Source organism: Coleofasciculus sp. FACHB-542 (genome assembly GCF_014695825.1).
Lineage (GTDB): Bacteria > Cyanobacteriota > Cyanobacteriia > Cyanobacteriales > FACHB-T130 > FACHB-T130.
The window spans coordinates 94,410-114,020 of record NZ_JACJPB010000027.1; the positions used below are offsets into that span (position 1 = coordinate 94,410).

15 protein-coding genes are annotated in these 19,611 nt (G+C 45.7%); 7 read left to right on the forward strand and 8 right to left on the reverse strand.

Annotated elements, in window-relative coordinates; translation table 11 throughout:
- Nucleotides 1-842 precede the first annotated feature (842 nt).
- On the forward strand, nt 843-2,987 hold the full coding sequence (locus H6F52_RS09065) for a peptidase domain-containing ABC transporter (protein ID WP_190533935.1): 2,145 nt from the start codon (nt 843-845) through the stop codon (nt 2,985-2,987).
- Nucleotides 2,988-2,997: 10 nt separating this feature from the next.
- On the opposite strand, the gene H6F52_RS09070 is transcribed toward H6F52_RS09065, so the two are convergent.
- From H6F52_RS09070 to H6F52_RS09085, 4 genes are all read right to left on the reverse strand, one after another.
- Nucleotides 2,998-3,729: a hypothetical protein gene (locus tag H6F52_RS09070; protein WP_190533938.1), complete on the reverse strand. Its 732-nt coding sequence runs from the start codon at nt 3,727-3,729 to the stop codon at nt 2,998-3,000.
- A 1,012-nt stretch (nt 3,730-4,741) separates the two neighbouring features.
- Nucleotides 4,742-5,446: an actin-binding WH2 domain-containing protein gene (locus H6F52_RS09075; RefSeq protein ID WP_190533941.1), complete on the reverse strand. Its 705-nt coding sequence runs from the start codon at nt 5,444-5,446 to the stop codon at nt 4,742-4,744.
- A 327-nt stretch (nt 5,447-5,773) separates the two neighbouring features.
- A complete protein-coding gene (locus tag H6F52_RS09080; protein ID WP_242033881.1) occupies nt 5,774-7,486 on the reverse strand; it encodes an adenylate/guanylate cyclase domain-containing protein in 1,713 nt (570 codons plus the stop codon).
- A 39-nt stretch (nt 7,487-7,525) separates the two neighbouring features.
- Nucleotides 7,526-9,085 carry an FAD-dependent oxidoreductase gene (locus H6F52_RS09085; RefSeq protein ID WP_190533944.1) on the reverse strand — a complete coding sequence of 520 codons (1,560 nt, stop codon included), beginning with the start codon at nt 9,083-9,085 and terminating at the stop codon, nt 7,526-7,528.
- A 161-nt stretch (nt 9,086-9,246) separates the two neighbouring features.
- Here H6F52_RS09085 and H6F52_RS09090 point away from each other — a divergent pair, with 161 nt between their 5' ends.
- Together H6F52_RS09090 and H6F52_RS09095 are read left to right on the forward strand one after the other, a co-directional pair.
- A complete protein-coding gene (locus H6F52_RS09090; protein ID WP_190533947.1) occupies nt 9,247-10,470 on the forward strand; it encodes a damage-control phosphatase ARMT1 family protein in 1,224 nt (407 codons plus the stop codon).
- A 178-nt stretch (nt 10,471-10,648) separates the two neighbouring features.
- Nucleotides 10,649-10,942 (forward strand): hypothetical protein, encoded by a 294-nt coding sequence (locus H6F52_RS09095; RefSeq protein WP_190410007.1) that lies wholly within the window; start codon nt 10,649-10,651, stop codon nt 10,940-10,942.
- Nucleotides 10,943-11,167: 225 nt separating this feature from the next.
- Here the strand turns inward: H6F52_RS09095 and H6F52_RS09100 are convergent, their stop codons facing one another.
- Nucleotides 11,168-11,440, reverse strand: coding sequence for a hypothetical protein (locus tag H6F52_RS09100; protein ID WP_190533950.1), 273 nt, complete (start codon nt 11,438-11,440; stop codon nt 11,168-11,170).
- A 305-nt stretch (nt 11,441-11,745) separates the two neighbouring features.
- Between H6F52_RS09100 and H6F52_RS09105 the strand changes: the two genes are divergently transcribed.
- Both H6F52_RS09105 and H6F52_RS09110 read left to right on the forward strand, forming a co-directional pair.
- Nucleotides 11,746-13,056, forward strand: a complete 1,311-nt coding sequence (locus H6F52_RS09105; protein ID WP_190533953.1) for an HlyD family efflux transporter periplasmic adaptor subunit — start codon at nt 11,746-11,748, stop codon at nt 13,054-13,056.
- Between the two features lie 107 nt (nt 13,057-13,163).
- Entirely contained in the window at nt 13,164-13,991 is an 828-nt protein-coding gene (locus tag H6F52_RS09110; RefSeq protein WP_190410003.1) for a SirB1 family protein, read from the forward strand.
- A gap of 3 nt (nt 13,992-13,994) precedes the next feature.
- Here the strand turns inward: H6F52_RS09110 and H6F52_RS09115 are convergent, their stop codons facing one another.
- Nucleotides 13,995-14,450, reverse strand: a complete 456-nt coding sequence (locus H6F52_RS09115; RefSeq protein WP_190527197.1) for an SRPBCC family protein — start codon at nt 14,448-14,450, stop codon at nt 13,995-13,997.
- Nucleotides 14,451-14,725: 275 nt separating this feature from the next.
- Here H6F52_RS09115 and H6F52_RS09120 point away from each other — a divergent pair, with 275 nt between their 5' ends.
- Complete coding sequence (locus H6F52_RS09120; RefSeq protein ID WP_190410001.1) at nt 14,726-16,489, forward strand: mechanosensitive ion channel; 1,764 nt, start codon at nt 14,726-14,728, stop codon at nt 16,487-16,489.
- A gap of 75 nt (nt 16,490-16,564) precedes the next feature.
- Here H6F52_RS09120 and H6F52_RS09125 read toward each other — a convergent pair whose 3' ends face one another.
- Nucleotides 16,565-17,197, reverse strand: coding sequence for an ankyrin repeat domain-containing protein (locus tag H6F52_RS09125; RefSeq protein WP_190410000.1), 633 nt, complete (start codon nt 17,195-17,197; stop codon nt 16,565-16,567).
- A 326-nt stretch (nt 17,198-17,523) separates the two neighbouring features.
- Nucleotides 17,524-18,930: a GTP-binding protein gene (locus tag H6F52_RS09130; protein ID WP_242033884.1), complete on the reverse strand. Its 1,407-nt coding sequence runs from the start codon at nt 18,928-18,930 to the stop codon at nt 17,524-17,526.
- 275 nt (nt 18,931-19,205) lie between these two features.
- On the opposite strand from H6F52_RS09130, the gene H6F52_RS09135 reads away from it, so the two are divergent.
- Nucleotides 19,206-19,469 carry a DUF3146 family protein gene (locus H6F52_RS09135; RefSeq protein ID WP_190409998.1) on the forward strand — a complete coding sequence of 88 codons (264 nt, stop codon included), beginning with the start codon at nt 19,206-19,208 and terminating at the stop codon, nt 19,467-19,469.
- Nucleotides 19,470-19,611: the final 142 nt, after the last annotated feature.

Below are 19,611 nucleotides of genomic sequence, written 5' to 3' on the forward strand. Positions count from 1 at the left end.
GGTAGAAGGCTTATTTAAAGAAAAATCTTCAGGAATACCCTCCTTATTTCCTCTTAAGAAGAGTTAGTTTTTCCTAAAAAGTATTAAAATTTGTGTAAGCATTCTAGGGTTTCAAAGCTAGAGAAAACTTTTTAGCAAAAGCCACTAAAGGTTTTGTTTAAAGGCTTGCAGAGTCTTCTTCTATTGAACTCACGATATTGTATATATTGCGACTTAAATACTGAGTTAGCATCAATCTCAAGATAGAGGCAAGACATTTAAAACAAGCAATTTCATTGAGTTTTGTGTATTAATTCTGATAAAAATTATTGGGATTATTTGTTAAATTCTTAATAGTAGACTAAAGTAGTTATAGGTAGGCAATATCGGCTTGTAAATAATTAATAATTTTTTGCTTTAAAGTATCTGATTTAAGGTAACTAGACAGGAAACTTTTAAAAAAGCTGGTATTGCTCAGACGCCTCATATTAGATCCAAACGCCATAATTGCAGAAATGTTTGACTAAGGGGTTATCAAACATTCATGACAAGTTACATAGATGTGGTTACTTGTGTATTAATCGAAATTTTCGTTTTGCAGCGATCGCTCCCATCGTTGAGCTGGGTTGATGAAAACCCAAGTATGCATCTACTGCTTTGTGATTGATGCTCGTTGCGAAAATTGACTGAGGCGGTCACGAATGTCAAAGGGAAGCAGCCACGATCTTCTTGTAGTGACTGGTTTTGAGCGCCTCCTAACTCTATCAACCGTTCAAGTTGACCATTAGATTTTGTCTATAGTGCGCCTATAGTGTGTTAGTTACCGAACCGCATAAATCCTGACACTATGGCATGAGTTAAGCATGAAGTACGAGCATGTCTTACAACACAGTGAAGAAGACTGCGGAGCGGCGTGTCTTGCTGCGATCGCGAAACACCACGGGCGGACTTTTACGCTCAACCGTATCCGTGAAGCCGTAGGCACTGGACAGCTAGGAACCACATTGCTAGGACTCCGGCGGGGTGCAGAAGCACTCGGTTTTAATGCTAGAGCAGTGAAAGCTTCACCACAGATTCTTGACAAATTGAAGCAAGCACCGCTACCAGCCGTCATTCACTGGAAAGGCTACCACTGGGTTGTTTTATACGGGCAACACCGGAAAAAATATGCGATCGCCGATCCCGCTGTCGGCATCCGTTACCTCACTAAAAACGAGCTAGCGGCAGGCTGGACAAATGGCATCATGCTGTTACTAGAGCCAGACTCCGCCCGCTTTTTTGCCCAAGTTGATGATAAAGTTGGCGGTTTTGGGCGTTTCTTTAAACCCGTCTGGGCTTACCGAGGGATTCTGGCTGAGGCATTTATCATTAACCTTGTCTTGGGGTTGCTTTCTCTGACATCCCCCTTCCTCATCCAAATCCTCACCGATGACGTGCTGGTTCGGGGAGATACCCAGCTGCTAACGGGTGTCGTGACTGCCGTTATGGTGATGAACGTTGTATCCAGTAGCCTCAGACTGGTGCAATCTAACCTAATCGCCCATTTTTCTCAACGGCTCCAATTAGGCTTAGTTTTAGAATTTGGCAGAGCAATTTTGCGTTTGCCGCTTTCCTATTATGAAGCTCGTCGCAGTGGCGAAATTGTCAGCCGCTTGCGAGATATTCAAGAAATTAATCAGTTAGTTTCTCAAGTCGTTGTCAGCTTGCCGAGTCAGCTATTTATTGCCATCGTTTCTTTTAGTTTGATGTTGTTCTACAGCATCAAACTAACAAGTGTTGCTGTGTGCATTGCTGTTGTTATGACAATTTCCACAATTATTTTCCTACCGACACTGCAACAAAAAACTCGGAGCTTATTAGTCTTAGAAGCAGAAAATCAAGGCATTTTAGTTGAGACTTTTAAAGGGGCACTGACGCTCAAAACAACTACATCTGCACCGCAATTTTGGGAAGAATTTCAGAGTCGCTTCGGTCGCCTTGCTAATATCACCTTCCGGACAATTCAGATTGTCATTATCAACAGTACCTTTTCTGGATTAGTTTCTAGTATTGGTAGCGTCATTTTACTTTGGTTTGGCAGTAGCTTGGTGATTAGTAAAGAATTAACTATTGGGCAACTGTTAGCTTTTAACGGCATGAATGGAAACTTTCTAGCGTTTATTGGGGCAGCTGTGGGATTTGTCGATGAACTCACTCGCGTTCAAACCGCCACCCAACGTCTTACGGAAGTAATTGACTCTACACCAGAAAATCCAGTTGATGACAAAAGACCCTTTGCTAAAATTCCGGGAGATGCAGATATTATTTCCACAAATCTCAACTTCCACCACTCTGGCAGAACTGACCTTTTAGAAGATTTTTCGCTAACAATTCCTGGAGGAAAAGTTATTGCACTCATTGGTAAATCTGGCTGCGGTAAAAGCACCCTGGCGAAGTTAATCGCTGGATTATATTCACCACATTCTGGAAATCTCCGCATTGGCATGTATAATTTGCAAGATTTATCACTTGATTGCTTGCGACAACAGGTGATTCTCGTTCCTCAAGAGCCTCACTTTTGGAGTCGCTCAATTGTGGAAAACTTCCGCTTAGGTTCCCCTCACGTTGCATTTGAACACATTGTGAGAGCTTGCCAGATTGCGGGTGCAGATGAATTTATCAGCAAGCTACCCGACAAATATCAAACCGTTTTGGGTGAATTCGGGGCAAATATTTCTGGCGGACAGCGGCAACGATTAGCAATTGCCAGAGCGATTGTAAACGAGCCGCCAGTTCTGATTTTAGATGAATCCACGGGGGGACTCGATCCGGTGAGCGAAGCGCAAGTTTTAGAGCAGTTGCTGTCTCACCGCCAAGGCAGAACCACCATTTTAATTAGCCACCGCCCCAGAGTAATTAATCGAGCTGATTGGATTGTTTTTCTGGAGCAAGGTCGATTGAAATTGCAAGGTTCTCTAGAGGAGTTACAAGCCCAAACTGGCGCTCATTTAGACTTTTTGATTCCCTAAAGTGAAATGTTTACTGTCCAGAGGTATTGGTAAGGTTAACATTGCTGGCAGAGGATGCGGAGAGGCTTTTTATGGTAACGTTCGCCGTGGCGGATGTCGTGTTGTCGCCTAAGAAAATCAGGTTGGAAGCTGTGTAAGGGTTGAGATATCCGGGAGGCGGTGTAAATCCGGTATATTGACGCAGATTGCCTTGCAAAACAGGAAAGGTAGAACCGTTCATAAACAGTTGATACTGGTTGTCTTTTACATACAATACATAGTTATTCATCGTTTTCTGGACGTTGAAAGTTACTTTCTCGCCTTGAGTAAAACCAACGTTTTGCGCCCAGATGCTATTTTGCCAGAAACCTAATTCCAGCCCATAAGGTTGCGTTTCACCAGAGACGCCATTGCTCATCACAATCAGACTGAAGCCTGCACGATTGTTGTTGAGGTGAGTTTCTGAACTCACCTTGACGCTGAAACTGATGCTATATCCGGTACTGCGGTCAAGCAGCACTGGCGATACTTTGAAGTAGCCTGCTTGATTACTGGTATTACCCGTATTCAAAATAGTGCCTTCAGTGGAAGGCGTTGCGGTCGGTACAGGAGACTTAAAAGCATTTTCTTTATATTCCCATCCCTGTTGAGCGGGCGTTTGATTTGGCTGCGATACGCCGTCGTAAAGAGGAACGGCGTTAGCAGAAGTGGCTCCCATCGCTAAGGTAAAGCCAACAGTAAGGGCGGCTAGAGTTTTTTTCATGAGTTTGTTTCCTTTGATGACCATCTCGTAAGTAAAAAGCCGATGTTTATAATTTTTTTGCGGGTTGGACTAGCATGAGAATGCAGGTTGTCTTTGAGCTTTAACGCCAAAATTGGCTCTGGAGATTTTGGATGGTACTTAAGACAGAAGACAGAAAAAATTAGTAGTTGCGGGATTTTTAATTGTCATTGCTACCTGTTTCTCCTACCTACCACTTCCAAAAACGTTCATCGCTTAACAAACCTGCAACACCTTACAGGGGCGAGACAAAGCTTCTAAAAACTTCATAACTGGAAGCGATCGCTCTCATACATCTCATAAAGTCGATGTATGACACTAGGAACTCTCGAATTCCTAATCAATCCTGATTCCAGATACTTTACATCTTGCACCTACCAAATCAAAGCTCTGCCTTGATTCCTCTCGTTCTCTAGGCTGACGCTTAGAAACGAGGGGTGGATGGATTGTTGCCTTCCCAGTTCCCAGAGTAAGGTGCAAAATGTCCGTGTTCCCTACCCTACACTCAAACATCCAAATTCAACGAACTGTAGCTTCGCCACTGAAATGAGTAGATTTCACCGCTGATCTGAGGATATTGCTATCAGTATTATCACCGATGAAATAATCCTTTACCCTAAATTTATAATTTAGGGGCTTTAAATGAAGTTTCTGTGAATTAAGCGCGATCCTGCAAGCGATCGCATCATTTTCTGATATTAATCGTGAGCCAGAATCACTTGTTAATATTATCTAGCCAAAGTTTTTTCCTTGAAAACAATAACGATTTACTACAGAAATTACAACTATCAACTATCTATCGATATATATAGCAGTTCTCACTTTGTTTCGATATCTACTCGTAACCTCACCCCTAACCCCTTCTCTGAAAGAGAGGAGGATCAGGGGTGGGGTTATGTACTGCCTCCAAACAAGAATTCCGATATTTTAGCTAAGACCGAGCTAAGTAGGATGGACAATCCTGAACGTAGACAAGTGCTATTTGAGTGCAGCTTTAATTAAAACCTAGAAGGTGTCCAATTGCTTTGAAAATACTCAGATAAAAATTCCCTTCCATCGGTCGAAACAATACAAATTGTCCAGGAGTTCCAAAAAAGGGTCTGAGTGTCCAACCTAATTGACAGCCAACTAAAGCATAAAGAATTAACCAAAATTTCAGAACTCTGGTACGAGTTTCTTGTGCTGCTTCGCTATCTTGTACGGACATAAACTGTATTCCCTGATAGAGGAAAGTGACGCCAGTCAATCCGGTGAGAGCAAAGATACCCACATTTAACAATACAAAAAATTGGTAGTTGTGAGCGGTCAATAGAAAAACTAGCGCAACGGGTGCCAAGCTAAATTCCAGAACGCTAATCACCGCAACAGATGTTAGAAGCATGGCGAAATACTGCCCGATGCTTTTACTTGAGCCAAAAAGAATGCTGAAAAAATAGAGAGTTGGCAAGCAAAGAATCAGCGTGATGAAGTAGAAGCAGGGAAGTTTAACAGCAGAGGACAATGCTTGTAAAAGGCTATGAGATGAACCGATAATTGCGCCATAGGCGGCAAAAAAGAGGGAACTACAAACGAGTAGAGAGGTGATTTTACTGGGAAGTCTTACGCCTTGACGAATTTCTTCCATAAATCCTTGGCGATCGCGTAGCAGCCCCATTAAAACGGTAAAGTAGTGCGTGGTTTGAAATTCTTGTTTAATCATGGTGCGATCTTTTGACTCAGAGCCAAGAGAGGTTCAATAATAAACTGGGGATGATCTACATTCCTTAACCTCGCTTTTTCGAGTTGAGCCGGAAATATTTAGAGATTGGCTTGTTCGCAGTCCTGAAAAACGTGAGAATCGCAAGTCTTCTACAAAAATCTATAGTGGAATCGCGCTGACTTCAGCCCTGAACTAAAGTTAGGGATAAGAGCTAAAATCAGTTGAAATTGGCCCAAATACTGGGGAAACAAAGGCTTTCAACCTGTTTTAAGCTTTAGCTTTAAGGTGAGAGATTTATCTCAAAGCTCTTATATCAGTACCATTCATCTATCGTGAATCGTCTTGATGTCTGCCTTTGAGGAGAAAGCTTTTCATCTCCCCTTTACCTTTTACCTGGATAGTTCCCCGTTCCTGAAACTGGTACTTATGCCGTAAGCGTTCATAAGTTGCTCCTGTCACTTGAATGCAACCCGCAATGCCTTGGGATTCCATACGGCTAGCAATATTCACCGTATCGCCCCATAAATCATAGATAAACTTTTTCGTGCCAATAACGCCTGCAACGACGGGACCCGTATTAATTCCAATTCGGATGGTGTAGTGTTGAGGGCGAGAAGTAGACAACGCTTCGCCAATCTTGGTACTTAAGCAAGTCATTTCCTCCAGCATATCCAGTGCCATTTCCGCGATCGCTTCCGCGTGATCTTCTGAAGGCATTGGCAGTCCTCCTACCACCATATAAGCATCTCCAATCGTCTTAATTTTCTCCAAACCGTGGCGATCTGCCAGCCGATCGAAGGCTGAGAAAATCTGATTGAGCAACTCAACCACATCAGTTGGGGAAATCCGAGCCGAAAGCTCAGTAAAACCAACAATGTCAGCAAACAATACCGTCACATCGGCAAAGTTTTCCGCAATCGTGCGCTGTTCCTGTTTTAATCGATGGGCGATCGCTTCTGGAAAGATATTCAGCAGCAGACGCTCAGATTTTTCCTGTTCTGCTTGCAAATTTTTTAAAGCAGTAGCGAAGATATTCGCAATCACCCCAGATAGCAACACCGCCGTCAATACTGTCATCGCTTGCAGTACCGTAGCTAGCGTGCTGGTTCGGGCGATTTCAAGGCGCGATCGCTGTACGTCAGCATTTGCCAACCCAATTACTTTAGTGGAAACACTTGCCGCTTGCTCGTCAAAAGTGCTGATTTTGCTTCTAATTTGAGCGTCGAGGTTGATAATTTCTCGGATTGCTAACTCGTAAGCATTCAGATACTCCCACGCCGCCGCCTTCTGAGTGGCATTGAGTTGGGGTGCTTGTTGAATTCCCTGGCGCAAACGTTCCACCGCCTCATACACCGCCTGGATTTTGTCCTCCTGACGGTTGGAGAGATATTCTTTCTCCACCGACTGCATTTCCCGATATGAAATCATCAACTCCGAACTGGCAGAGAGTTGCAGCGTGTCGTGCAATAGCCGCGAATTTTGCTCTAACCGCGCCAGCACCCCCACATCATCGATTCCCAGCGTCCCCACCAACGCCACAGCTTCTTTAAAGCTGCTAGCATAGCGCTCGACAAGCTCTACATAAGCCACCAATTCCGGATTGCTCCGACGCAAAGCATCGCTAACCTTCCCACCATTGAGTAACTCTTGCAACTGGCTGCTGATATCTAGGGCTTTGTCAATTTGCTCCCGATGCGCCTGGACATAATCCTGGCTAGCGCTGGAAAATCCCATAGAAGGCCAGCTCAAAAAAAAGTCTTTTTCCAGTTGGCGGGCGTCCTGTAAGGCGGCATCCATCTGAAATACTTTTGCCTGCACCTCAATGCTGGTGAGAATCGCCGCTTCTGTCTCTCGCACCACTGCATTCAGCGACAGCCAGCTCGTCATCGCGACTTGTGTAATCAGCAGCAGCAGCGCCACAACTGCCCAAGTAAACTTGCTGGTAATGCTCAAGCGATGCCAGAGTTTACCTAAGGATAAAGGATGAAGTCTCAAGCGTGAAGTATCAAGTGTAAAATTTCCTCTTTTAGGCTTCATCATGCTTGCCTCTATGGTTTCTTTTACCCTTACCGAAGGGCTTCACCCTAGATTCTTCAGGCTTCTATAATCGCCTCCGGAGCCATATTTCCAAGCTTGGAGGAAGCGATCGCAGTAGTATCGAGGCAGGGGTGGCAACGTCTTCGTCCACGGTTGCAGGGCGGTTGCTAGAGGATATAAAGCCGTGTAAATTCCCAAGTTTAGGTAGTGAACCATCCAATCTAGCAGCATCGGGATTCCTACTAAGGGAATAATTCGAGCCACTAATCCGGGGTAAGTCACGGCTGTTTTCAACAGGGTTTTTGATAAGGCGGGAAACTGGACGACATCTTGTAAAAATGGGCGTAATACCTCGTCTCCCAGCTGTGCCATTGCTTGAAATACGCTAGAAAGCAACTGGTTGATTTGATTTGGGTCAACTTTTTGCTCGATTCCCACGCCCATTGTTTTTTGAAACAGCCAGGTTACAGCAATATTTGGCTGATAAGGTTGCAAAAGTGCCAAAGCATTCTTGTCGAGAGCATCTATTTGTAAAGCCTCGTGAATGCCTTCTGTTAACCGTTTCAGGTGTCGCACCATCGCCCCAAACCCGCCAAAGCTGACGGGAGATTGATTACCACTGCTATCTCCTACCGGCAGAATGCGACTCCAAGGCATCTTTAATGAGTTGCGGTAAGAGGGAAAGAAGCCAAATAGCGCTCGTTGAAATTGCAGTTGGGACACTTCCACGCCTTGATATTCGGGCAACAGGCGCAGGTATTCTTCAAAGAAGAACTCTAAACTGGGACGGCTGGGGTGAGCATCCAGGTAAGTAAATAGATAAGTCGTTCTGCCATCTCGTGCTGGGAAAGCTTCCCAAAAGTATTGGCATTGATTTTGAATCGATGTGAAAGTTGCGATCAGATCGCCGGTTTCGTTACTAGGAAAGCCTTTGGCGCAACTCCCCACGACTAAGCAGACGCCTTCCGGTTTTTCTCCCTGTCGCGCTTGCTGAACAATGGGTGAAAAATGTCCCATCGCATCGATTAATAACCGCGTTTTCAAGCCGCCGGAGGCTTCCACCCTGATGCCATCTGGGTGAACCACTGCCCCTTCAAAGGGAGTGTTTTCAAACAACTGTCCGCCAGCAGCCAGAAACTTTGATTTGAGGGTGTCTAGGAGAAAAACGGGATCGACGCCGATATTCAGAACATCGCGCACCCATACCTCAGAACCGCCTAAAAAGCTGACGCGGGCGGGATTATACTCGGTTGCGATCGCTTGTTCTAATTCCGCTTCAGTCAGTAGATTCAGCTCTAAAAACACTTCTAACTCTTGGCGGGAGATATTCCACTCTTGATCTCTACCGCGCAAGATTCCTCTTTCAATCAAGGCAACTCGCCACCCCAACTGAGCTAAAGCAGCACCGATTAAAATTCCCAAAGTGCCGCCGCAGATTATTGCATCCCAGTCTACGCTTCCTAGCGGCTCTTGGCTTTCTTTCACCACCATCGGAATCGGTGTAGTGTCTTCCTTGATGGCTTGCCAAAGGCTATCGGCTTTACGCAGTCCGAGGAGAGGATTTCCCGGTACCTGAGATAGAATCTGTTCGGTTAGGCTCATGGATATTTGCAAAAGATGCTCCCAATCCATCCTAATCGGCAAGAGTTCTCAAGGTTGAGGGTTTTGGCTTGATGCGCTTTATGTAACCAGATTTCAGAGTCAATAAAATTGCTGCTTAAGTAGAATTACTTTCGACACATGATAAAAAGCGCTATCGCCTAATGTCACAGCAGATTTTACAGCCTCGATTACCGCTTCCTCCACCGCTGATGATGACGGAAGAAGGTTCGTTTGCAAACATGACGCTTCTGAAGCGAATGCCAGCGATCGCGCAGCGAGTAATTGCTGAAAACGACTTTCCAGCATCGATTGTAGACAACCTGGAAACCTTGATCCGGGACTTGCCAAATGGGATCGTGCGATCGCTCAAAGATGACAATGGCCCAGATTTGGCTGCGTGGACAACATATTTGGCTCCTTTTCTGGGGAAGCGTTGGATAGACATTCCCTGGTTATTTGCAGAGTTATACTTTTTCCGGCGGATTGTGGAAGCAACCAATTACTTTCTGCCAGGATCGAGCCAAGGCGTCGATCCCTACGGATTGCAAAAACGCTTGGGTTTAGAAACGGCAATGGATTCAATCCGGGCAATCGCCGCTAGGATTGGGTATCATACAAGCGATCGCCATACTCGTTTAATCCCACTGCTCTATTTTTCACTGTGGGGCAACCGCGCCGATCTCAGCCTTTGGCCTATTGAGGCTGGAGAAAGCGATCGCAGCCGTCAGGAAATTCAGCACGAAGAGGCTCATATTTTGGTCGATGATACACCCATCATTGCGGACAGGATTGCCAGCCTTGATGGGGGAAGAATTGACTTCATCGTCGATAATGCTGGTTTTGAACTCGTCTGCGATTTGTGCTTGGCAGATTTTCTGCTAACCACTCAGGCGGCTGAGATTTCCCTGCACCTGAAGCGGTATCCTATCTTCGTCTCAGATGCGACCATTCAGGATCTGCACCACACTTTAGAGGTTTTGGCTGCTGACATTGATCGAGAAGTGCGATCGCTTTCTCTGCGCTTGCAAGACGCGATCGCTTCCGGTCGTTTGCGATGCTATGACGATTTATTTTGGACAATGCCCTTGCCTTTCTGGGAAATGCCCGAAGCTTTGCGACAAGAGTTAGCACCCGCCAGCCTAATTTTTGTTAAAGGAGATGCTAACTACCGCCGCTGTTTAGGCAATCGCCAGTGGGACTTTACCACCCCTTTTCAAGACATTGCGTGCTACTTCCCAGCGCCGTTGGTAGCACTCCGCACGCTCAAATCGGAACTGGTGGCAGGTTTACAGCCAACTCAGATAAAAACACTTTCTGCTGAAGATCCTCAATGGTTAACCAATGGACAGCGAGGCGTCATCCAGTTCGTTGACTTCGCTGGTTAGAAGCGATCGCGAAAAGTTGCCCATACCGACTACGCACACAAAGCCGACTGCATTATTACAACCAACGGTATCAAATGCTAATCTCCCAAAAGTGGGAGGAAAAGCTGTTTTTATTTACGTAAGTTTTAAGCACGGCACAAGTTTCCAACGCTTCAAAGTTTATTTTGAGGGCAACATCATGACTGTAGGTGCAAACAACCAACCAATGCAACCTCAAGACCAATCCCTGTTTGCAGAACTATCCGAACAGGAACAAGAGGCAGTGGCTGGAGGTTTAGATTTATTCAGTTTTGACTTTGACGATTTGAAGGCTGAGATTCCCAATGGCACTCTCAATCTCAGTCCATTTAACATCAGTTTCACGATTGACGATACCAGCTATACAGCTCAACTAACAGAACCAGCAACAATATCAATCGTGGATGGAACTTTGACTGGAACTGGAGGAAATTTAACAGTTACTAGCAGTTAAATCGTCAATTTATTCGCTGCAACTATATCAGTCAAACCATATCGCAACTGCCCTAATTTAAAATTAGGGCGGTTTTTTATCGCTGAACCAATTCAGTCACCAGCTACGATTTTTCTTTTCTATCAAGTGATAAACGCAGCATTTTTGAAAAGAGCGAGAGAAATTTTGCTTTAATAATCAATTAGTTCAAGGAAAAAGGTTAATCGGGTATTACTTCCAACAAGCTTATTTCAACCCGTTGCCTCCATATTCAGGGAGTGTCGTCGGGATCGTCACATAACCACCTTCTTCACCAAGCCACAGAGTGATAAAATACCCGCCCTCTTCGTTAACTTCCAATGGAGTGACGACATTGCCTCCAATCGGTATACTGCCAGGTGTCGTGGGTGTGTGAAAACCGCCTGTAATGATGGCAGCTTCCTCATCCGTGAGTTCTTCTAGAAGATTGAACTCCACCGTTTCCAGTTCGGAAAGCGCTAGATCAAAGGGATGGGGCATAAAATTCTCCTAAATTTTCAAGTGTATTGTTGTTAACTAATTAGAGTTTTACTCGGTAGCATAAATGACCGTACCCCTCTGAGGTAAGGTTTTACATCAAAATAAACACGCTTTTAATCAACGCTACTCCATTAATTTAAGAGTTTCAAAAAATCGACAAAAAGTATTGTGTAAATTTCAGACAACAGCGTGCGCTAGTAGAAGCAATTGACCGCTCAAATTTTAAACGATGGCAAAGAAATTAAATTTTATTTAAAGTAAATGCAATCATAGTAGAGAACACTCATTCACTGAATGGGACAATCATGCTTAGTGACAGCAACCCCGACTTTCTCCGCCCAGTCTCTAGCGACGAATTTCTTCCTCCCATCAGCCGATGGACAACGCTAGGAGGATTGTTTTTAGTCGGTACTTTTGGGGTAGCTGTAATGCTTGCCGCTTATACGCAGTACAACATTACTGTTAAAGCTGCTGCCGTTGTGCGTCCTGTAGGTGACCTGCGAATCGTGCAAGCTGCAACAGAAGGAACAATTAAAAGCATCTCTGTGAAAGAAAATCAGGTCGTGAAACAAGGGGATGCGATCGCGATTCTGGATAACTCCCAACTCCAGACGAAAAAAAGCCAACTGCAAGGCAATATCCAGAATAACCAACTGCAACTGAGTCAAATCGCAGCTCAAATTAGTGCCCTTGACAGCCAGCAAAAGGCAGAGTGGAACTTGATGAATCGCAACATTGCCGTTTCTCAAGCGGATCTGGGTCGTAACCAACGAGACTATCAAGAGAAGGAAATCATAACTAAGGCAGAAGTGCAAGAAGCACAGGCATCTGTGGATTTAGCAAGGGCGCAGATGAATCAATATCAACAGCTAGCAAATACGGGCGCGATCGCTCAACTGCAAATTAAGGAAAAAGAAGAAGCTTTCAAAGCCGCGCAAGCGAGACTACAACGGGCAAAAGCCATGCTTAATCCCAGTGCGGCACCCGTAGTAATTGCTAACGAGCGAATCGCTCAAGAAAGAGCAACGGGTGAATCTACCTTAGCAACATTGAACAAAGAACGAAAAACCCTGATTCAGCGTCAAATTGAAATTCAAAATCAACTCAACAGCGACACCCGCGAACTCAAACAAATTGGGATGGAACTGCAAAAAAGCGTGATTCGTGCTCCAGCATCTGGCACCATCCTCAAACTAGAACTGCGAAATGCCTCTCAGGTGGTGCGTGCAGCCGAACCAATTGCTCAAATTGCTCCCAGCAACACGCCACTCATCGTGAAAGCGCGGGTAGCGGCTCAGGATATCGGGAAAGTGGCGGTTGGGCAAAAGGTACAAATGCGGGTTTCTGCCTATCCCTATCCCGATTATGGAACTCTCTCCGGACAAGTGAGCGCGATCGCACCCGATGCGATCGCGCCTGAAAATAATAACGCCAACGCTCCTGCGGTTCCGCCCTCCTACGAAGTAACCATCCAGCCAGAAAAAATAAATCTGATCAAAGGCGATCGCCCCTATCCGATTCAACCAGGAATGGAAATTGCCGCAGAGATTATTTCTAGGGAAGAAACCGTACTAACATTTATTCTTAGAAAGGCAAGGCTGCTCACCGATTTGTAGTTAGATGGCTAGCACAGCTAAGTTACTAATTATCCTTTAGTTACAAGCGAGATAGCACGTTGTTTTCTACAATCAGAGGAAGAGTTTCGCTAAACAATTGAATTGCCATGAACTTGCCACTGGGTCGCCTATCCTTTTATCAGGAAATTAATCAGCCAGATGAGCAAATTAATCTGGCAAAAGCTGCTCTGGACATTGCTCAGGAAGAATATCCAGACCTCGACCCGGATGAATACCTCAATGCCCTCGATACAATGGCCGCGGAGATACAAGAACGCCTACCTGCCCAACGATATCCCCTGCGGGTGATTCAAACTATCAATCAGTATCTTTACGACGACTTAGGTTTTACTGGAAATAATGAAAACTATTACGATCCCCGCAATAGCTTTTTAAATGATGTAATCGATCGGCGCACTGGCATCCCGATCGCCCTAGCGCTAGTTTATTTAGAAATTGCACGACGCATTGATTTTCCGATGGTTGGGGTGGGGATGCCGGGGCATTTCCTGATTCGCCCGCAGTTTGAGGATGTGGGAATCTTTGTGGATGCCTTCCATCGCGGCGAGATTCTGTTTGAGCAAGATTGCAGAGATAGACTTGCGAAGATTTACCAACAGTCAGTGCAACTGCAAGCGACTTTCGTAGAACCCGTGAGTTCTCGGCGCTTTTTGACCCGGATGCTGACGAATCTGAAAATGATTTACCTGAACCGGCAGGAGTTGCAAAAAGCACTCGCCACAGTGGAACGGATTTTGCTGTTGTTCCCAGACGCACCGATGGAATTGCGCGATCGCGGTCTTCTCTACTTCCAAATGGGTCGCTGGTCAGAGGCATCCCAAGATTTAAACATTTATCTGGCGATACTTCCCAATGCGGAGGATGCTGGCGTGATTCGCCAGTTACTGACACAAATCGAACAAGATATCTATTAGCCTTTAGCGATCCATCTCCTCTGCCACTCGCTTGAGACGTCGCAATTGAGCTTGCATATCGGCTTTCGTAAAGGCAGCGGCGAAGGTATTAAAACCCCAACGCACGAAAGGACTGGGAATTTCAAACTCAAAGCGATTCAGCAGGCGCGTGCCCTTTCCCGTTGCCTCTGACTGACATTCCCAGCGATCGCGTCCTTTAAAAAATCCTTCAAATCCCCAGACAATTAGCCCTGGTTCTCGCTCCACAACTACCGTTTCGAGCGTGGGTTGCAATAAGGGAATTTGAATAATAAACCGACTTTGACTCCCCACATCTGTTCGCCACTCTCCGACGGGTTCGCACCGCAACGCCGGATTCAGCCATCGATGCATTAAGACACGATCGGTAATGCAGCGCTCAACCACCGTTGCACTAGCATTGATTTGGATAGATTGCTCGAAAACTTCAGTAGGAGACATACTATACAGACTTACTGGAAGCGAACGCTACAGAAACGCAAATCGGGAAGCACCGCTAAAAATCGCAAATATTCGACTTTTTCGGCTTATTTATCTATAAAGATAGATTAAAAACTGAGAACGCTAGTCTATATCTATCTCATCCTGTTTTAGTCGGTTTTTGATTCTCCAATGCAGTAGCGAGAGAATTTATCAGCGTAGGATAAGTCTTGGCGATTCCTGCTAAGCAGCGTAACTTTTGTATATTTGCCCATCCGACGTTAACTCAGAACACCATGAATGGAACTTGGCAAGGAATTACACTCACTCTCTTTCGAGAGGTGCCACTCAGGTTGAACGGGTTGTTAGCGCAGAGTACACCCGTACCAGCGGCGGAATCCTCTCCTGCAACCAATAATAATTTTTCGGTTGACAATATTATCTCAGGCCTCGGCCTCAACTTAGGCAATTCGCTAGTGGATCTGATTAAGGCGATCCTAGCGTTAGTCGTTGGCTTGATCGTGGCTTCACTGGCGGCGGCGGCGGTGCGAGGACTGCTGAATCGCACAAACATCGATAATCGTTTAGCCGCTTGGATTACAGGTCGCCAAGGGGCTGAAGAAGGGCCACCTGTGGAGAAATGGATCTCCAGTGTGGTGTTCTGGCTGATTATGCTCTTTGCCATCGTTGCTAGTTTACAGACTTTAAAACTAACAGCGGTTGCTGGTCCTCTTAACACTCTGTTAGAGCAAGTCACTCAGTTCATCCCCAAACTCGTTAGTGCAGCGATTCTGTTAGGAATTGCCTGGGTACTGGCAACCTTGACAAAGCTAGTGGTAACGCGGGGACTGCGGGCGCTGCGGTTAGACGAACGTTTGGGCGAGCAAACGGGAGGTACGGCACCGGGGGATACGACGCCGGGGGGTACGACGCCAAGGACAAACCAGTATTCTCTGAGCGATACCTTAGGCAACGCTCTGTACTGGTTCATCTTTTTGCTATTTTTACCGCTGATCTTAGATGCCCTACAGCTACAGCAGGCACTGGGTCCGGTTAATAACCTGCTAAATCAAATTTTGGCAGCAGTACCGAATATTTTGACGGCTATCGTCATCGGTGCAGCAGGTTGGTTGCTGGCGCAGGTGGTGCGGCGGATTGTTACAAATCTGCTGACAGCAACCGGAACGGATCGGTTAGGTGCAAGATTTGGAATTTCACGGGCAACCGGCGGACAAACGCTTTCTTGGCTGATCGGGACAATTGTTTTTGTTCTGATTTTAATCCCGACCGCGATCGCTGCTCTCAATGCTTTGGGAATTGCAGCAATTTCGGTTCCAGCGATCGCCATGTTGACCCAGATTCTCAACGCGATTCCGCTAATCTTTACAGCGGCGTTGATTCTCGGCATCGCTTATGTAGTTGGACACTTTGTTTCAGAGTTAGTCACCAACATCCTCACCAGCATCGGATTCAACAATATTTTCTACTGGCTGGGACTCCAATCTAAGCCTTACACCCGCGCCACGCCAATTCTACCTCCGGCTCCAGAGGCACAGATACCGCCTACCGGACAAGAAACTATCCTTCAGGAACCGACGCCTCCCACCCGCACCCCGTCAGAACTCGCCGGGATTGTGGTATTGGTTGGCATTATGCTGTTTGCGACAGTAGCAGCAACCAATATTCTGCAAATTCCGGCGCTGACTCTGTTGGTCAGCGGCATTGTGGTGATATTAGGTCGCATTCTCGCCGGTTTGGTGGTGTTTGCGATTGGTCTGTATCTCGCGAACCTCGCCTTTAACTTGATTACCAGTTCCGGTACTCGCCAAGCGCGGATACTCGGACAAACTGCTCGGATTGCGATTATCGCCCTGGTTTCAGCAATGGCGCTGCAACAGATGGGAATTGCTAGCGATATCGTTAACTTAGCTTTTGGATTGCTATTGGGAGCGATCGCTGTCGCGATCGCCTTGGCTTTCGGGTTGGGTAGCCGCGATGTTGCAGCTGGGCAAGTCCGCGAATGGCTGGCATCCTTTAAAGAAGATAAAACGCCTCGCTAATCACAAATTTTCTTGGTCAGTTAAACGTAGGGTGGGCATCCGTGTCCACCCTTTTCAAATGTTCCTCACGCACCATCATTCCTTAGTACCTGCTTGCTTGAGCAACTCAAGTATTTTGGTGTGTCCTTTATACTTGGCAATATCTAAGGGTGAGTTTCCATTCTTGTCTTGTTCTGTTACATTAGCCCCTTGGTTAATTAAGCTTTTAACCTCATCAATATTGTTTCTAGCTATAGCCAATAAGAGTTTGTCATTTTCATTCTGACTTTGTCCTAAAGACTCTTCCCAGTCTGCCCAAGACTGTTCTAGTTCATGCTTTTCCTCTAGTTCTAATTCTTTTTCAATATCTTTAAGGGTAATAATAAGGCGATTCAGTATAGCTTTTTGCTCTCGATTTAGGAAAATCTCATTGATTTTTTCAATTCGGCTGCAAAATAAGTCTGAAAAACCTCTCTCTTGCAAAACACTTCTGGCTAGCCTGGGGAGAAAGTAACACAAAGCTTCATCCGAAATGAGCGAGTAATCACAGATCATCATTGAGCATTGCTCGTCGCTCATTTCATCTTTTAAAACTTCACCAAAATCTCGCTGAATCGCTAAATATTCACCCTCAATAACTCCCTTTTTTGGAAGAATAGGGATGATCAAAGGCTTTTTGAAGGCTGAGAAAGCTTGGTTAATATCATCTAATAAAGACTTATCTTCCATTCTTTTTGCTATAGAGGTTGGAAAAAAGAGAGTTTACAATTTATTTATAATATCTATATTTTGATTTGCTTTTTAGTACCTTTTCTGGAACTCGCGCAGAGGACATTGTCCTCCGCGCTCCAACTACAACGTCTAGTCAGACAAATACAATTACTATATTATGACTTTAACATGCACAAAACAAGCATTTTATTATAAGTATATTCGAGCTAAATAAAATACATCGATCAGTTGCACTGATCGATGTATTTATAAATCGAATTAGATGAATTTCAAGTAATAAAAAACAAGCGATCGCTTGTTTTTAAAAAGAGCGATCGCTTGTTTTAATTCACTAACTTTGCACTCAACTCATTCTTAATCCGATTCAAAATTGAGGCTTCATCCAGTGAAGTCAGAATGCGACTTACCACGGCTTTTGGGCCATCGGGACCCCAGGAAGCGCCGTTCGCCAAGTAAGTCTTAGTGACTTGTCCAATCCCGTAAGAAGAAACCCCTGAAACACCTGCCTGAGTCACGGCAACTGATAGATAGGGACCTAAAGACACCCCACCCGTTGCGGGTGCGGAGAGTCCTAAGAGACTTTTCAGGGAACTCAGTCCCAAAGTTGCCAAAAGTTCGCTAGCACTAATTCCGCCCATACTGATGGCAATTTTTTGTAGCAGTCCCACCGCTCCCGGCTGGGTCATGGGGATGCCGTAGAGTTTAGATAAGGTGAGAATCATTGCCACGTCGATGACGGCACCGCTGAGGAGATCGACAACCGTGACCGGGTTGAGGGCGATCGCAACTGCCTTCGTCATCACCCCTTTCCAGATGATCTGATTCGCACTTTCATCGCGAATCTGCATCTTCCTAGCAATCATCTGTTCGTTCACATCATCGGCATACAGCATAGTATTGAGCGCTACCAAAGCCTTGCCTTCCCGGTGCAAAATTTCCAGAATTTTCAGCTTCAAATCCAGAACTTGGGGCGTTCCCGGTCGTCGCTGCACTGCCCTCGTTCCGTCAGGACGGCGAACCGCCTGCGCCACCAGGGGAGAGGCAGCAACCATTACAATTTCATCCGGTGAGAGCAATTCCCGCACCCGTTCATCCCGAATTTTGCGGTAAATCGCCATCCGGTCGGCATCCGGATACTGGTCAATTTTGTTAAATACCAGCAACATCGGTTTACCGACTTCCCGCAATTGCGATAGCGCCTCGTATTCCACCTTGTTCATGTCGCCCGAAATGACAAACAGCAGCAAGTCTGCTTGTCTGGCAACTTGTCTGGCTAAGGTTTCGCGGGTTTCTCCGTCTACTTCGTCAATTCCAGGGGTGTCAATTAGCTCGATTTGGGAATTGCCCGCACTCGGCAGCGTGACTCGTAGGATATCGCTGACGCTTCCCGCCTCATTCTCCTGAGTCAGTTGCCAGCTGGCACCTTGATGGGTGCGGGTGACGCCATGAAGTGGTCCCGTTTCAAACACGTTCTGACCTAATAAGGCGTTTAGTACTGAAGATTTACCCCGTCCCACCATCCCAAAGGCGGCAATCTGGACGACCGATCGATCTAACTTCTCCAGCATCGTTGCCAAATCATTAATCTCGGATTCCAGTCCCGTCCGCTCTTGAGGAGTGAGATCCAGGTTATCTACCAAGTCTCGCAGAGCATTTTGCGCCTTTTTGTAATTCAGTTCTGCTTGGATGTCATCAAAGCTCAAAATGGCGTTATCTAGTTCCCGATCCAAATCTGTCGCGTCCGGGGTTTGTGAAGGGAACTGGCTGGCATTTGGGGTTCGGTCAGACGATAAACGACTCAAAATTGCACCTTTTTTGCTCAGATGTTACTCTTCTTTCATCCTAGTCAATACCGATCTAGTCTGGCACTTTCCATATCCAGAGGGATATTTTTACTCGGTTCGTGCCAGCTCAGTATCAGCTGTGAGAATGATGTTATCTCGAAGGCGATCGCAATAAGTTTAGTATTGTTGCTGAATGAAGGTATTTGATCGGCACAGCGATTGTGAGTTCTAAGCGTTTACCTCAAACTACTGCCCACGTCCGAATTACCCATCTTTCCTGGCAACGCGGCTTTCTAGCAGGGGAAGTCACGGCGGCAGAATATGAATGGCAGTTCCAGTGGTGTTTCCGACAGGGTCAATTGTCGGTGACACCTTCTTTGGGACGCGCTTTAATTCAGGAACCTCTGGGTCGATTTTTAGAACAGAAAGATTACCAGCTAGAGCCTGGAGGGGACTATGCGTTTACGATCCGGGCGGAACTTTAAAAGTTTTGAGTTTTGAGTTCAGTTTAAATTAACCTGAGTTCGGGTTAAGCCGAAGGGAGGAAAAACGCATTGATATTGAGAGAGGGCTTCTTAGGCTGATGGCAATAGGCAATTAATCCACAGACCAAATTCACCAAGAAAT

Bases quoted from the DNA above. Each gene is read 5' to 3' on its own strand.
- H6F52_RS09065 (WP_190533935.1), top strand. From the start codon at position 843: ATGAAGTACGAGCATGTCTTACAACACAGTGAAGAAGACTGCGGAGCG.
- H6F52_RS09070 (WP_190533938.1), bottom strand. From the start codon at position 3,729: ATGAAAAAAACTCTAGCCGCCCTTACTGTTGGCTTTACCTTAGCGATG.
- H6F52_RS09075 (WP_190533941.1), bottom strand. From the start codon at position 5,446: ATGATTAAACAAGAATTTCAAACCACGCACTACTTTACCGTTTTAATG.
- H6F52_RS09080 (WP_242033881.1), bottom strand. From the start codon at position 7,486: ATGATGAAGCCTAAAAGAGGAAATTTTACACTTGATACTTCACGCTTG.
- H6F52_RS09085 (WP_190533944.1), bottom strand. From the start codon at position 9,085: ATGAGCCTAACCGAACAGATTCTATCTCAGGTACCGGGAAATCCTCTC.
- H6F52_RS09090 (WP_190533947.1), top strand. From the start codon at position 9,247: ATGTCACAGCAGATTTTACAGCCTCGATTACCGCTTCCTCCACCGCTG.
- H6F52_RS09095 (WP_190410007.1), top strand. From the start codon at position 10,649: ATGACTGTAGGTGCAAACAACCAACCAATGCAACCTCAAGACCAATCC.
- H6F52_RS09100 (WP_190533950.1), bottom strand. From the start codon at position 11,440: ATGCCCCATCCCTTTGATCTAGCGCTTTCCGAACTGGAAACGGTGGAG.
- H6F52_RS09105 (WP_190533953.1), top strand. From the start codon at position 11,746: ATGCTTAGTGACAGCAACCCCGACTTTCTCCGCCCAGTCTCTAGCGAC.
- H6F52_RS09110 (WP_190410003.1), top strand. From the start codon at position 13,164: ATGAACTTGCCACTGGGTCGCCTATCCTTTTATCAGGAAATTAATCAG.
- H6F52_RS09115 (WP_190527197.1), bottom strand. From the start codon at position 14,450: ATGTCTCCTACTGAAGTTTTCGAGCAATCTATCCAAATCAATGCTAGT.
- H6F52_RS09120 (WP_190410001.1), top strand. From the start codon at position 14,726: ATGAATGGAACTTGGCAAGGAATTACACTCACTCTCTTTCGAGAGGTG.
- H6F52_RS09125 (WP_190410000.1), bottom strand. From the start codon at position 17,197: ATGGAAGATAAGTCTTTATTAGATGATATTAACCAAGCTTTCTCAGCC.